Origin of the sequence: Lutimonas sp., from assembly GCF_051011215.1 — a bacterium.
Taxonomy (GTDB): domain Bacteria; phylum Bacteroidota; class Bacteroidia; order Flavobacteriales; family Flavobacteriaceae; genus Lutimonas.
The window spans coordinates 40,342-53,180 of the sequence record NZ_JBPCUJ010000125.1 but is presented as its reverse complement, the minus strand read 5'-3'; the positions used below and the strand labels follow the sequence as shown (position 1 = coordinate 53,180).

The window sequence follows — 12,839 nt, the reverse complement described above, 5'->3', positions numbered from 1 at the left end:
ATAGTCTCCTTTGAATTAGCAGTAGATTTTGTTAAAAAAACATCTCCGTTAGACATGTCTTTAAATGCTACCATTCTATAATTTTCTGGATGTATTCCTTTTCTCATCGTTAACTCATTTAAATTTTATACTTTCGCCTCTCTTAAAAGAAGATTCAGCACTTGCCGAATTTGAGAGTGCAAATTTAAATAATATTTTTAAATCTCAAACATTATTTTAGTTATTTTAAGTAAAAAAAAATAATATGAATAAAATTGCGTCCCTTTTAATGCTGTCATTCTTGTTTTTGATGCATGCCTGTGGCAATAAATATCAATTGAAATTAAACTCTCCTAAGACGATTCAAATTGATAAGCCATTGGAAATAAGCGTAAAAGAAAAGAGTGGAAATCCAATAGATTCTGTACAGTACTTTATTAATGGTAAAAAAATCGCAAATAATGAAGCGATCGATATCAAGGAGTATAAATTGGGTAAACAAGCTGTCTCGGCAACTATATTTTTCGAAGGAAAAAGTAAAAAGCTTAACAACACTATTTATTTTCTAAATGATACACCACCTACTGTATATACTTATGAGTTAATTAATGAATTTCCTCATGACAATCAGGCATTTACCCAGGGCTTTGTCTATCACGATGGTTATTTTTATGAAAGTACAGGTCAAAATGGAAGATCGACCTTGCGAAAAACTGAAATTGCAACTGGTAAAATAGTGCAGAAAATAGATTTAGATCGTCAGTATTTTGGGGAAGGAATGACTATCAAAGACGGTAAAATCTATCAACTTACCTGGCGGAAAAAGGTCGGTTTTGTGTATGACCTTGCCACCTTTGAGTTAGAGAAAACATTTGATTATGGCCAGAGTCTTGAAGGATGGGGTTTGACGCATAATAATAAATACCTCGTAAAGACGGATGGGACTGAGCGCATGTGGTTTGTAGATCCTGAAACGTTCAAGGAGGTTTCTTATATTGAAACCTATACCAATAAAAGAAAAGCGGAAAAGTTGAATGAACTGGAATTTGTCAAAGGAAAAATATATGCCAATATCTGGCAACAGAATTCCATCCTTATTGTTGAACCATCAACAGGCGCTATCGAAGGAATTGTCAGTTTGAAAGGATTGCAATCCAAGGCTGGTCAGGAGGGAGAAGACAATGTTTTAAACGGGATCGCATATGATACTGAGAATGACCGTTTATATGTGACAGGGAAGAACTGGAATAAAGTTTTTGAAATCAAATTGATTGAAAAGTAAATAGCATGCTTCGATTTATAGTGTTGGTTATTTTTGGTTTTTTAGTCTTGCATTCATGTAATGATGACATATTTGAAACCAGCCCGAGTACAGGGGAATTGACTTTTTCCCGAGATACCGTTTTTTTGGACACTGTTTTTACCAATATCAGTTCTAGCACCAGAACCTTTAAAATTTATAACAAAAGCAGCAATCATATTAATATTCCTGAAATTGCACTGGGCAGAGGGCAGCAATCTTTTTACCGATTGAATGTGAATGGACAATCAGGAAAGTCTTTTGAGAATATCACTATTTTGCCAAAAGACAGCATTTATGTTTTTGTAGAGGCTACCATCGATTTTTCAAAGGTTACAAATCCGATCTATACTGATTCGATTGTGTTTGATCAGGGAGCGAATCAACAAGACGTAAAACTAGTGACCTTGGTCCAAGATGCATATTTTTTATTTCCTGAACGCGATGCTGAAGGAATAAAAGAAAAGATCGTCATCGGAGTGGATGATGATGGTGAAGAAATAGCCGTAGAAGGATTTTACCTGGAAGGTGATGTTACCTGGACCGATGAAAAACCTTATGTTATTTATGGATATGTAGGGGTGAACAAGGGCAATAAGCTGACCATACAGAAAGGAGCAAAAGTACATTTCCATCAGAATTCTGGATTGCTTGTGGAGAAGGAGGCTAGTTTAAAAATTAATGGAACTCTCAACAACAGAGTGATTCTTCAGGGAGACAGACTGGAGCCTTTCTTTGAGGATGTGGCCGGTCAATGGGGAACTATATGGCTAAGGCCCGGAAGTAAGGGGCATGAAATTAACCATACCATCATTAAAAACAATACAATAGGAATTCTAATGGACTCCCTGGGAGAGGGTGCTGGCCCTACCTTAAAAATTAATAATTCAGAAATTTACAATACCTCTAATTTTGGCTTGTTTGGCAGGGCAACTCATATAAATGGATACAATCTTGTGATTGCTAATAACGGAAGATCATCCCTGGCCTGTACAGTGGGCGGTACATATAATTTTACGCATGCTACTTTTGCCAATTATTGGTCTGGAAACATTCGTGAGTTACCGGCTGTTTTGATCAGCAACTTTCAGATATCAACTTCTAGCGGAGGAGCGGAGGAGTTGATTGTAAATGATCTGAAGGCTGCCAATTTTACCAATTGTATTATTGAAGGGAATCAAAGCATCGAATATTTATTACAGGAAAATACCCAGGCGGCTTTTAATTTTAATTTTAAAAATAATTTAGTACGCTTTTTTGATCCGGGAGGGAGATTTTCTGAAGATCCGTTGTATGATTTTGAGAATACCTCTCTTTACCAGGAAGTTATTTTTAATGGTGAACCCGATTTTAAGGATGTTGATCAAAACGAATTGATCATTGGCCAGGAGTCGGATGCCAATAACAATGCTGACAAGCCATCTGCTCAAAAAGTTCCCTTTGATATTTTAGGGGTTAACAGAATTTTATCTCCAGATATCGGAGCCTACCAGCATATCATCTTCGAAGAATAGCGTTTTCCTTCTTAGTTTTTATAAATGATTCCGTCTTTCATCACAAAGACCACATTTTCAAGGGTCTTGATATTTTTTGTGGGATCTTCCTCTACGGCGATAATATCTGCATAGTTACCTGGAGTGATAAATCCGATCTGCTCATTTTTTAAAACAACTGCATTCACTATTGTCGCTGCCTGTATGGCGTCCATTTCTGTCATCCCGACTTCTACCATATAGTGAAATTCTTTACCATTGATCCCGTGAGGGAATACACCTGCATCTGTTCCAAACGCAATTTTCACACCTTTTTTATAGGCTCTTTCGAAGGTGCCTTGAATTTTCGGTCCAATTTCCAGGGCCTTTGGAACAATGATGTCGGGATAATAACCTTTAATTTTAGCCTTATCACTCACTTCTTTTCCTGCGGTTAAGGTAGGCACATAATAAACATCATGTTCTTTCATCATTTCCATGGTCTTGTCGCTCATGAGCGTTCCGTGCTCGATGGTTTTTACACCTCCCAGAATGGCGCGTTGCATTCCTTCATCTCCATGGGCATGGGCCGCCACATGCATGTCGTAATCTTTGGCAGTTTCGCAAATTGCCCTGATTTCTTCAAAAGTGAACTGAGGGTTTTGACCACTTTTGGCCATGCTTAAAACACCTCCGGTGGCTGTTATCTTGATGAGGTCAGCACCGTTTTTATAGCGTTGTCTTACGGCTTTTTTTGCATCTGCCGTGCCATTCACCACACCTTCTGCCGGTCCTGGATCTCCCATGATCTCTTTTCGTACACCATTGCTGGGGTCTGCATGGCCTCCGGTTGTGCCAAGCGCCTTTCCAGCAGTATAAATTCTCGGGCCCTCTACAAAGCCATTATTGATCGCATTTCTTAGTGATATATTAGCGCCACTACCTCCTAAATCTCTTACCGTAGTAAATCCTGCCAATAGTGTTTTTTTTCCATAAAATGATCCTCTTAATGCCCTGTCCGAAGTGTTGAGTGTAAATTTTTGTAAATAAGATGTTGGATTGGATTCTCCCTCTAAATGAACATGCATGTCGATGAGTCCTGGTAAAACAGTTTTATCCTTTAAATCAATAATTTGGTCTTGGTCAGAATTTGCCATTGCAAAACCATTCTCAACCTGAGTGATCTTATTGTTTTCAATAGTAATGGTCATTTTTTCCAGAACTTTTCCATTTTTTGTATCAATCAGTTTCCCACAATGGATCAAGGTGTTTTGACCGATCATAAAAGAAGTAAAGGATAAAAAGAAGAGGATGCTTAAATATTTCATATTTTTGGTGGTTTGATTGCTATAAATATAACAAGCTTAATTGAATATTAAATGAATCCTAAAAAAATTATAGTCACTGGCGCCAGCAGAGGAATAGGAGTGGAGCTGGTGAAACAACTGCATGCTATGGGCCATGAATTGTTGGCCTTGAGCAGAAATGTTGCTTCTGTTGATGCTGCTTTAACCGCCAAAAATGGCATCACTTTTTTGGAAACAGATATTGTATCTGAAGCAGGATTGGATGAAGTAGTTTTATTTGTTGAAAAACATTGGAAACAGGTGGATGTCATTATTCATAATGCCGGTGCGCTTCTGCACAAACCATTTGCTGAAACAACAACAGAAGACTTTTTGAAAATTTATGGAGTGAATGTTTTTGCAGTAGCGGCATTGACCCGGAGACTGGATGCTTATTTAGTAAAAAACAGTCATGTGATCGGTATCAGTAGTATGGGAGGAATTCAGGGAAGTATGAAGTTCCCTGGGCTTGCCGCCTATAGCTCTTCAAAAGGAGCCTTGATTACCTTGATGGAATTGTTGGCTGAAGAGTATAAAGAACGTGGAGTTTCTTTTAATGCACTGGCCTTGGGAGCCGTTCAGACAGAGATGCTGAAGGAGGCATTCCCCGATTATGAGGCGCCGACAACTGCCGAACAAATGGCTCGATACATTACCGATTTTGCCATCAATGGAAGCACTGTTTTTAATGGGAAAGTGTTACAGGTTTCAAATTCAACACCATAATATTTTTTTCTGATAAAATTATAATTGTTTGAGTACAAAGAAAGAAATTCTTGAAAGATATGTTCCGGCTGAGGCATTGACCTTGGTGGTCGATATGATTGATCGCTATCCCTGTCATCTTAAAATTGTCAATAAAAGAGCGACCAAACACGGTGATTTCAGACGTTATACCGATGGAAAGATTCAAATCACCATCAACAATGATTTAAACCCTTACCGCTTTTTGCTCACCCTTGTACATGAATATGCGCATCTGGTGACTTTTGAAGAATACAAAAGGGTGAAGCCGCACGGGGCAGAATGGAAGCGTAATTTTAAGATGTTAATGTTGCCTTTTCTCAGACCGGAAGTTTTCCCTGAGGAACTTTTAGCGGCACTGGCATCGCACTTGATCAATCCGAAGGCAAGCAGTGACAGAGATGTTAATTTATCCTTGGCATTTCGGAAATATGATGGGGTTCATGATCAAACCCTTATTTTTGAACTTCCTGATAACAGCAAGTTTCAATACCGAAACAGGACTTTTATCAAAGGGAAAAAAAGAAGAACTAAATTTGAATGTGTTGAATTACTAACAGATAAGAAGTATATATTTCATCCTCATGCAGAGGTCGAACTAATAAAATAGAATATGAATAAGAATTATTATGCCGTCATTATGGCGGGAGGAGTAGGGTCCCGATTTTGGCCGGTAAGTACCCCAAAAAACCCTAAACAATTTCACGATATGCTGGGAACAGGGCAATCATTGATACAACAAACCTTTAGCCGTTTGTCAAAAATCATACCGGCTGAACAAATTTTAATTGCTACCAATCAGCGCTATAAGGATCTGGTGATGGAACATTTACCGGAAGTAACCGAAAATCAAGTCTTACTTGAGCCTGCAATGAGAAATACTTCGCCTTGTATTTTGTACAGTGCCTTAAAAATAGCAGCGCAAAATAAAGATGCGGTAATGATTGTAGCTCCTTCTGATCACTATATAGAAAATGAGGAGGAATTTGTAAAAAATGTTGAAACTGCGTTCCAGACCTGTCAGAAAAACGATTTTTTGATGACACTGGGTATCAAACCTACTGGGCCCAATACTGGTTACGGTTATATTCAATTTGAAGCATCAGAACAAAGTGTCAAAAAAGTAATCAATTTTACAGAGAAACCTGATCTTGAGACGGCGCAAAAATTCCTGGAACAAGGAGATTATGTTTGGAATGCAGGTATTTTTATCTGGAGTGTACAGAGTATTTTGAGCTCTTTTAAAAAGAGTCTTCCAGCTATGTATGCCTTGTTTGAACAAGGTGCTTCATGTTGGAATTCTGAGGAGGAAGCAGCATTTATAGAAGTCAATTATCCAAAGGCGGATAATATTTCCATCGATTATGGAATTATGGAGAAAGCCGAGAACGTATATGTTATAGGTACGGATTTTGGATGGAATGATTTAGGAACCTGGGGTTCTTTGTATGATAAATTACCAAAGGATACACATAACAATGCCGTTGTGAAAGCCAGAGGTCATTTTATTGATGCAGCCAATAATATGGTGAGTACTCAGAGCAATAAACGAATTGTTGTAGAAGGTTTAAGTGATTACATTATTGTTGAAACGGCTGAGACCATTATGATTTATCCTAAATCTCAAGAGCAAAACATCAAACAAGTGTCCAAACAGATGGATGAGCAATTTCCTACTGATTAATTTTTAGTACATTTACTTATAAGATTTACAGCACCCTCATTTATGGATGAAAAAGAAAAAAGTCAGATAGAAGAAGACAAGAAATTCAAAGAGCAGAAGGAAGATGTTCAAAAGGAATTTAAAGGGTTTTTTCAGAGTCTGAAAGAGTACATTCCTCAGCTATTAAATATTAAAAGCGATACCGATAAGGAAGCAACTGCTAAAACCATCCGAGAAGGTATTTCTATTAAAGGTCAGACGGCGTGGATTTTAGTTTTTTCTATACTCATTGCGTCTATTGGCTTAAATGTGAGTTCAACTGCTGTAGTTATTGGAGCCATGCTTATTTCACCATTGATGGGTCCGATTTTAGGTATTGGATTTTCGATAGGTGTAAATGACGTGGATACCTTAAAGTCTTCAGTTATCAACTTTGGTGCCATGGTTTTTCTGAGTTTGCTCACCTCGTTCCTATTTTTTAGCGTTCCTTTATTTAAAGAAGCAACTCCTGAAATTTTGTCAAGAACAAAGCCAGATGTAAGAGATGTGCTGATCGCCATGACAGGTGGTCTTGCCTTGATAATTGCCATTAGTAGGCCCAAGGCCCAGTTTAATACTGTAGCCGGTGTTGCGATTGCCACTGCCTTAATGCCTCCGCTATGTACGGCAGGTTTTGGTTTGGCAACGGGTCAATTCAATTATTTTGGAAGTGCCATTTTTCTGTTTACCATTAATTCGATATTTATTGCCTTAGCTGCATTTGCAATTACAAAATATTTAAGATTTCCCATGCTTAAATATATCAATCAGGCCAAACGAAAAAGAATATCGAGAATTGCTTCTTTGATAGCGGTTATTATCATGGGTTTTAGCGTGTATCAGTTTTATCTTTTATACCTGATCAATGATTATGATACGAAAGCCGAGCGATTTATTAAGGAATTACAGGAGCAGGGGGTCAATATCATAGGTGACCCAAGTGAAAGTATTGATTATGCGGGGAAAGAATTAAAATTATATGTTTTTGGCAACAATTTTAATGCAGAGGATAAAGAACGTTGGCAAGACGATTTGGTTGACTTAGGCTTAAAAGACACCAAGCTAACGATATTGCAAAGTCAAGATGATTCTAGTATTAGAGAAGATATTGATCAGATTAAAGATATGTATATGGATAGTAATCGCATGTTGATTTCTAGAGATGAAACCATAAAAGAGAAAGAAATTAGAATTAGTAAATTAGAAAAGGATTTACGCCGGTATTATGACAACGAAGTACTCTTTGATAGGGTCGTAAAAGAGATCGGTATTAATTATAGTGGCTTAAAAAAAGTGAGTTTCGCTCAAGAGTTTGTCTCCGATTTTGAAAAAATTGATACGGCAAATATAATTTCTGTCAAATGGAAGCCTTTGGTGGCCAAGAAAAAAAGAAGGCAAGACGAGAAGAAGCTGAAAGAGTGGATGGAAGCTCGTTTAAATCTGAAAAATATTGAGATTAGAGAACTTCCATAAGAATCACATCTAACACTATTCATTGATTTTATGAAAATTCGAATTATAGTTTTATTCTTTGTTTTTTCATTGAATATCTATGGTCAAAAAGTAAAGTTTAACAAGGGGAAGGCCTTGCAGCGAAACTACTATACCGAGCTGGCTTATGAGCAGTTAAAGAGCAAATTGATTATTCCGGTTGAGATTGAAGGCAATAGCTATCGCTTTTTATTTGATACAGGGGCTCCCAACTTAATCAGTCATTCCTTAAGAGATATAATTCAGACCAGAATGCTCAGCAGCATTGATGTGAAAGATGCCAATGATAAAAAACAACCTTTGGATGTTGTTGTAATTCCATTGTTGACTCTTGGTGAAGTTAGTTTTAAAAATGCACCAGCCATCGTAAATGATGCGAATAGCAATTTTTTGTTCGAATGTTTAAAAATTGACGGCATTATTGGTAGTAATTTACTGAGAAAATCGATTGTTCAGGTAGATTCAAAAAGAAAACGATTGATCATAAGTGACCAACTTGATAAGATGAATCTGCAGGACTTGAATTATCTTGATATGGCGCTGGATGCCAATCAGAGCAGTCCTTATATTTGGATCGATCTTTCAGGTGCAGGTAAGGCAAGAGAACAGGTGCTGTTCGATACGGGAGCCGAAGGCTTTTATGACCTGTCTTTTAATAGTTTTAAAAAATTAAATGAGCTGGGTGTTTTTTCTCATATGGAAAAGGCGGAAGGCTTTAAAGGATTGGGGCTGTTTGGAGTCTCGGAATCAACAGTGCATTACAGGGTGCAAGTTCCTGCCATAGGGGTGCTGGGGGCCGTATTTTCAAATGTTATCAGTGTTTCAACTCCGGCAGTAAAATCAAGGTTGGGAGCCGATATCTTTGATTATGGAATAGTGACCTTAAATTTCAAAGATCAAAGGTTCTATTTTGAGCCCTTTGGCAATAAGGTAGATCTTCATGAAGAGGTGTGGGCCTTTAGTCCAACAGTACAAGACGGAAAGCTAGTTATTGGTTTGGTGTGGGATGATGATTTTTCTAATCAGTTAAATCCTGGAATTAAAATTCTGAAAATAAATGATTTAATTACTGATTCAATCAATATATGCGATCTTTTGGTCATGGAATCCCCGCTGAAGGGGCTGGATACATTACAGATTTTAGTTGAAAATGCAACAGGTGAAGTCTATGAGTTGCATTTAAAAAAATATAGTTTACAGGAAAACCCCAGTCAAAAATAGCTTACCCTTTATTGTAGAGTTCCCTCACTTTTTTATAGAGATTTGACGAATAAACAAAATCTGTAACTGCTTTGTTGTCAGTTTTAAAAATTGTTTTAAAGGAACCTTCCCATTCTTTAAGGCCTTGTTTTAGAAATATGATTTTTTCTCCAATTTCCATGACTGAGTTCATGTCATGAGAATTGATAATCGTGATCATCTGGTATTCATCTGTTATTTCCTGAATCAGATTATCAATTACGATGGCGGTTTGAGGATCGAGACCTGAATTGGGTTCATCACAAAACAAGTATTTTGGATTCATGACGATCGCTCTGGCAATGGCTACTCTTTTTTGCATCCCTCCAGAGATCTCTGCCGGAAATTTAGTATTTACATTTTCCAGGCGAACCCTTTTAAGAACAAAATTAACCCGCTCAAGCATCTCTTCCTCAGATTGATTGGTAAACATTTTAAGCGGAAACTTTATATTATTCTCAATCGTTTCTGAATCAAACAAGGCACCACCCTGAAATACCATCCCTATCTCTTTTCGCAATTCTCTTCTTTCAGAGATACTCATTTTACTATAATAACGATTGTCATAGCAAATATCTCCTTGTTCCGGGGAGAAGAGTCCCAGTAAGCATTTTAGAAAAACAGTCTTTCCTGAGCCACTGGAGCCTATGATCATGCTGGTATCTCCTTTGTGAAATGTGGCTGATACTCCTTTTAATATTGGCTGATCACCAAAAGATTTGTATATGTCTTTAACTTCAATCATTTATCCTAAAAGCATTTGAGTTAAGAAATAATTTAATAAAATAATGACAATACTGGTCCAGACAACGGCCTGAGTACTTGCTTTTCCCACCTCAAGCGAGCCTCCTTTTACATAGAATCCATAAAATGAGGGGATGGTTGAAATAACAAAGGCAAAAACCATGGTTTTGATAAGCGCATATCTGATCAAATAAGGTTGAAAGTCCATTTGAATACCCGCAACATAACTATCTGACGTAAAGAGTCCGGTCATAAAACCTGATACCCATCCTCCAAAAATACCTAAAAACATGGCTAGCAATACAATAAAGGGATAAAAGAATACAGCTGCAATTACCTTTGGAAATACCAGGTAGTTGAGCGCATTTACTCCCATAACCTCTAAGGCGTCAATTTGCTCTGTAACCCTCATGGTTCCTATGCTTGAAGTGATATAAGACCCTACTTTTCCGGCTAGAATGATGGACATAAAAGTGGGAGCAAATTCGAGAATAATAGACCTTTTGGTGGCAAAGCCTATTAGGTATTTGGGAATCCACGGACTGTCAACGTTCAGGGCTGTTTGAATAGCAACAACGCCACCAACGAAAAAAGAAATAAATGCCACAATCCCTAAAGATTTCAGACCTAATTCTTCTATTTCTTTGAAGAGGCTTTCTCTGAATACTGATCCTTTTTGAGGCCTTTTAAAAACCTGACCAAGCATAATAAAATAGAGCCCGATATTTTGAAGGTATTTCATAACGTTTAGAATAATGCTAAAATATTAAAATTTAGCAGACATATAGTCATATTAAAATTCTTTTATCCTTAAATTTGGCCATCAAAAAAAAGAGAATGAAAAAAACACTTTTTGTTTTAAGCCTTTTACTGAGTACGATACAAGTTGAGGCACAAGAGATTACAACGGTAGATAGGCCCAAGTTGGTGGTTGGGATAATTGTGGATCAGATGCGATACGATTATCTCACTAGATTTTATGACAGATACAGTGAAGATGGTTTTAAGCGAATTTTAAGAGAAGGTTATAATTTTGAGAACGCTCATTTTAATTATGTGCCAACCGTTACAGCCGTTGGGCATGCTTCTGTATATACAGGGACAACAGGCAGTGGTCATGGAATCATAGCTAATGACTGGTATGACAAGTACAAGGGGAAGATGATTTATTGTGTGGATGATTTTGACTATCAGGCAGTCGGTACAGAGAAGATCTACGAACAGAAGTCGCCAAAAAGATTGATGGCAACGACGGTTACGGATGAATTAAGGATGTCTCAGAACATGGGTGGTAAAACTATAGCCATTGGTCTGAAAGACCGATCTGCCGTGCTGCCAGGCGGTCATACTTCAAATGGATCATATTGGTTTGTAGGAAAAGAAGAGGGGAGTTTTATTACCTCATCTTATTATATGGAGTCGCTGCCGAAATGGGTAAATGATTTCAATAAGAAACAATGGCCAAAAAAATACATGAAAAATGATTGGGAGACCTTGTATCCGATTAAATCTTATAAAGCAAGTATCGCTGATGATAATCCATATGAAGGTGTTTTTATAGGGGAGGAAAAACCAGTCTTTCCTCATGAGCTTAAAAAATTAAGCGAGGAGAACGGACATTTTGACCTGATAAAAGAAACACCCTATGGTAATTCTCTTTTAAAAGAATTTGCCTTCGCTGCTATAGAAGGCGAGGAATTAGGAAAGAGAGATTATACAGATTTCCTGGCCATTAGTTTTTCGAGCCCGGACTATATAGGTCATAAGTATGGTCCTGACTCTAAGGAAATTGAAGATACTTATTTAAGGCTTGACTTGGAGGTTGCTGAGCTTCTTTCATATTTAGATAAGGAGCTTGGAAAAGGCAACTATAGCCTGTTTTTGACAGCCGACCATGCAGTGGTTCCGGTACCGGCCTATCTAAAATCTTTAAAAGTTCCAGGTGGATATTTTGATTATTCCAAGTTTAGAGAGTACCTCGATAATTTGACATCTGAATATTACCAGGTGTCTCATTTGGTTGAGAATGTATCCAATAATCAAATATTTTTGAATCGCGCGGTTTTAGATAGTTTAAAGCTGGATGCGACTGTGGTTGCTGAGAAATTATCACATGAAATCATCAATTATAATGGTATTTATCGGGTTGTAACAGCCAAAACACTGCAGACTACTGATTTTCAGTCAGGCATCTTGAATTATGTTCAAAACGGATATAATCAGAAGTTTTCCGGAGATATCATGATGGTTCCAAATCCGGGTATTATATCAACATATCATGAGAATTCAGGGACCACCCATGGTTCAGGGTATGCGTATGACACGCATGTGCCTATCATGTTTTTTGGTAAGGGGTTTAAGAGTGGCAGGAGCAAGGATTATGTCGAAATCATCGATATTGCTCCTACAATTTCGAATTTGCTTCAAATTTCATTTCCAAATAGCGCAACAGGAAAGGTTTTGTCAGATGCCTTAAGGTAGAACTGAAAAAAAATAACACTGTTTAAAAACAAAAAACTCTCCAATTTATTGGAGAGTTTTTCTTCTTTAACAATAACAATTTTCCCTAGTTTTAAAATAAAAAAAACTAATGAGTTTATACAACGCGACAAAGTTTTTTATATTGTTGAGATGGAAAAATAAATTAATATTTTTTTAAATTATCACTTTAAGTAGGGGTAATTTCTGAACCGTTTTTCAATAAACTAAAGCGCATAAAAAAACTCTCCATTTTACCGGAGAGTTCTCTTCTTTAACAATAACAATTTTCCCTAGTTTTAAAATAAAAACTAATGAGTTAATACAACGCATATACATTTCTA

At 37.1% G+C, this 12,839-nt stretch carries 12 protein-coding genes; 8 read left to right on the top strand and 4 right to left on the bottom strand.

What is annotated here, in order from left to right; genetic code table 11:
• Positions 1-107: 50S ribosomal protein L31 (locus tag ACR2MV_RS12275; protein ID WP_434022213.1), on the bottom strand; the 107-nt coding region annotated here is incomplete at its 3' end.
• Positions 108-244: 137 nt separating this feature from the next.
• Between ACR2MV_RS12275 and ACR2MV_RS12270 the strand changes: the two genes are divergently transcribed.
• Positions 245-1,261 (top strand): glutaminyl-peptide cyclotransferase, encoded by a 1,017-nt coding sequence (locus ACR2MV_RS12270; protein WP_434022212.1) that lies wholly within the window; start codon positions 245-247, stop codon positions 1,259-1,261.
• A 5-nt stretch (positions 1,262-1,266) separates the two neighbouring features.
• Positions 1,267-2,793 (top strand): hypothetical protein, encoded by a 1,527-nt coding sequence (locus tag ACR2MV_RS12265; protein ID WP_434022211.1) that lies wholly within the window; start codon positions 1,267-1,269, stop codon positions 2,791-2,793.
• An 11-nt stretch (positions 2,794-2,804) separates the two neighbouring features.
• Here ACR2MV_RS12265 and ACR2MV_RS12260 read toward each other — a convergent pair whose 3' ends face one another.
• Entirely contained in the window at positions 2,805-4,079 is a 1,275-nt protein-coding gene (locus ACR2MV_RS12260) for an amidohydrolase family protein (RefSeq protein ID WP_434022210.1), read from the bottom strand.
• 51 nt (positions 4,080-4,130) lie between these two features.
• On the opposite strand from ACR2MV_RS12260, the gene ACR2MV_RS12255 reads away from it, so the two are divergent.
• From ACR2MV_RS12255 to ACR2MV_RS12235, 5 genes are read left to right on the top strand one after another with little or no spacing between them, the layout of a single operon-like run.
• Positions 4,131-4,823, top strand: coding sequence for an SDR family NAD(P)-dependent oxidoreductase (locus tag ACR2MV_RS12255; protein WP_434022209.1), 693 nt, complete (start codon positions 4,131-4,133; stop codon positions 4,821-4,823).
• A 28-nt stretch (positions 4,824-4,851) separates the two neighbouring features.
• Positions 4,852-5,451, top strand: a complete 600-nt coding sequence (locus ACR2MV_RS12250) for a SprT-like domain-containing protein (protein WP_434022208.1) — start codon at positions 4,852-4,854, stop codon at positions 5,449-5,451.
• A 3-nt stretch (positions 5,452-5,454) separates the two neighbouring features.
• Positions 5,455-6,525, top strand: a complete 1,071-nt coding sequence (locus ACR2MV_RS12245) for a mannose-1-phosphate guanylyltransferase (protein ID WP_434022207.1) — start codon at positions 5,455-5,457, stop codon at positions 6,523-6,525.
• 42 nt (positions 6,526-6,567) lie between these two features.
• Positions 6,568-8,016: a DUF389 domain-containing protein gene (locus ACR2MV_RS12240; RefSeq protein ID WP_434022206.1), complete on the top strand. Its 1,449-nt coding sequence runs from the start codon at positions 6,568-6,570 to the stop codon at positions 8,014-8,016.
• A 30-nt stretch (positions 8,017-8,046) separates the two neighbouring features.
• Positions 8,047-9,255, top strand: coding sequence for a retropepsin-like aspartic protease (locus tag ACR2MV_RS12235; RefSeq protein ID WP_434022205.1), 1,209 nt, complete (start codon positions 8,047-8,049; stop codon positions 9,253-9,255).
• Position 9,256: 1 nt separating this feature from the next.
• On the opposite strand, the gene ACR2MV_RS12230 is transcribed toward ACR2MV_RS12235, so the two are convergent.
• Positions 9,257-10,018 (bottom strand): ABC transporter ATP-binding protein, encoded by a 762-nt coding sequence (locus ACR2MV_RS12230; RefSeq protein WP_434022204.1) that lies wholly within the window; start codon positions 10,016-10,018, stop codon positions 9,257-9,259.
• Positions 10,019-10,759 carry an MlaE family ABC transporter permease gene (locus ACR2MV_RS12225; protein ID WP_434022203.1) on the bottom strand — a complete coding sequence of 247 codons (741 nt, stop codon included), beginning with the start codon at positions 10,757-10,759 and terminating at the stop codon, positions 10,019-10,021. It abuts the gene before it with no gap.
• Positions 10,760-10,854: 95 nt separating this feature from the next.
• On the opposite strand from ACR2MV_RS12225, the gene pafA reads away from it, so the two are divergent.
• Positions 10,855-12,498 (top strand): alkaline phosphatase PafA, encoded by a 1,644-nt coding sequence (gene pafA / locus ACR2MV_RS12220; RefSeq protein ID WP_434022202.1) that lies wholly within the window; start codon positions 10,855-10,857, stop codon positions 12,496-12,498.
• Positions 12,499-12,839 lie beyond the last annotated feature (341 nt).

Bases quoted from the DNA above. Each gene is read 5' to 3' on its own strand.
- ACR2MV_RS12235 (WP_434022205.1), top strand. From the start codon at position 8,047: ATGAAAATTCGAATTATAGTTTTATTCTTTGTTTTTTCATTGAATATC.
- ACR2MV_RS12270 (WP_434022212.1), top strand. From the start codon at position 245: ATGAATAAAATTGCGTCCCTTTTAATGCTGTCATTCTTGTTTTTGATG.
- pafA (WP_434022202.1), top strand. From the start codon at position 10,855: ATGAAAAAAACACTTTTTGTTTTAAGCCTTTTACTGAGTACGATACAA.
- ACR2MV_RS12245 (WP_434022207.1), top strand. From the start codon at position 5,455: ATGAATAAGAATTATTATGCCGTCATTATGGCGGGAGGAGTAGGGTCC.
- ACR2MV_RS12225 (WP_434022203.1), bottom strand. From the start codon at position 10,759: ATGAAATACCTTCAAAATATCGGGCTCTATTTTATTATGCTTGGTCAG.
- ACR2MV_RS12255 (WP_434022209.1), top strand. From the start codon at position 4,131: ATGAATCCTAAAAAAATTATAGTCACTGGCGCCAGCAGAGGAATAGGA.
- ACR2MV_RS12260 (WP_434022210.1), bottom strand. From the start codon at position 4,079: ATGAAATATTTAAGCATCCTCTTCTTTTTATCCTTTACTTCTTTTATG.
- ACR2MV_RS12240 (WP_434022206.1), top strand. From the start codon at position 6,568: ATGGATGAAAAAGAAAAAAGTCAGATAGAAGAAGACAAGAAATTCAAA.
- ACR2MV_RS12265 (WP_434022211.1), top strand. From the start codon at position 1,267: ATGCTTCGATTTATAGTGTTGGTTATTTTTGGTTTTTTAGTCTTGCAT.
- ACR2MV_RS12230 (WP_434022204.1), bottom strand. From the start codon at position 10,018: ATGATTGAAGTTAAAGACATATACAAATCTTTTGGTGATCAGCCAATA.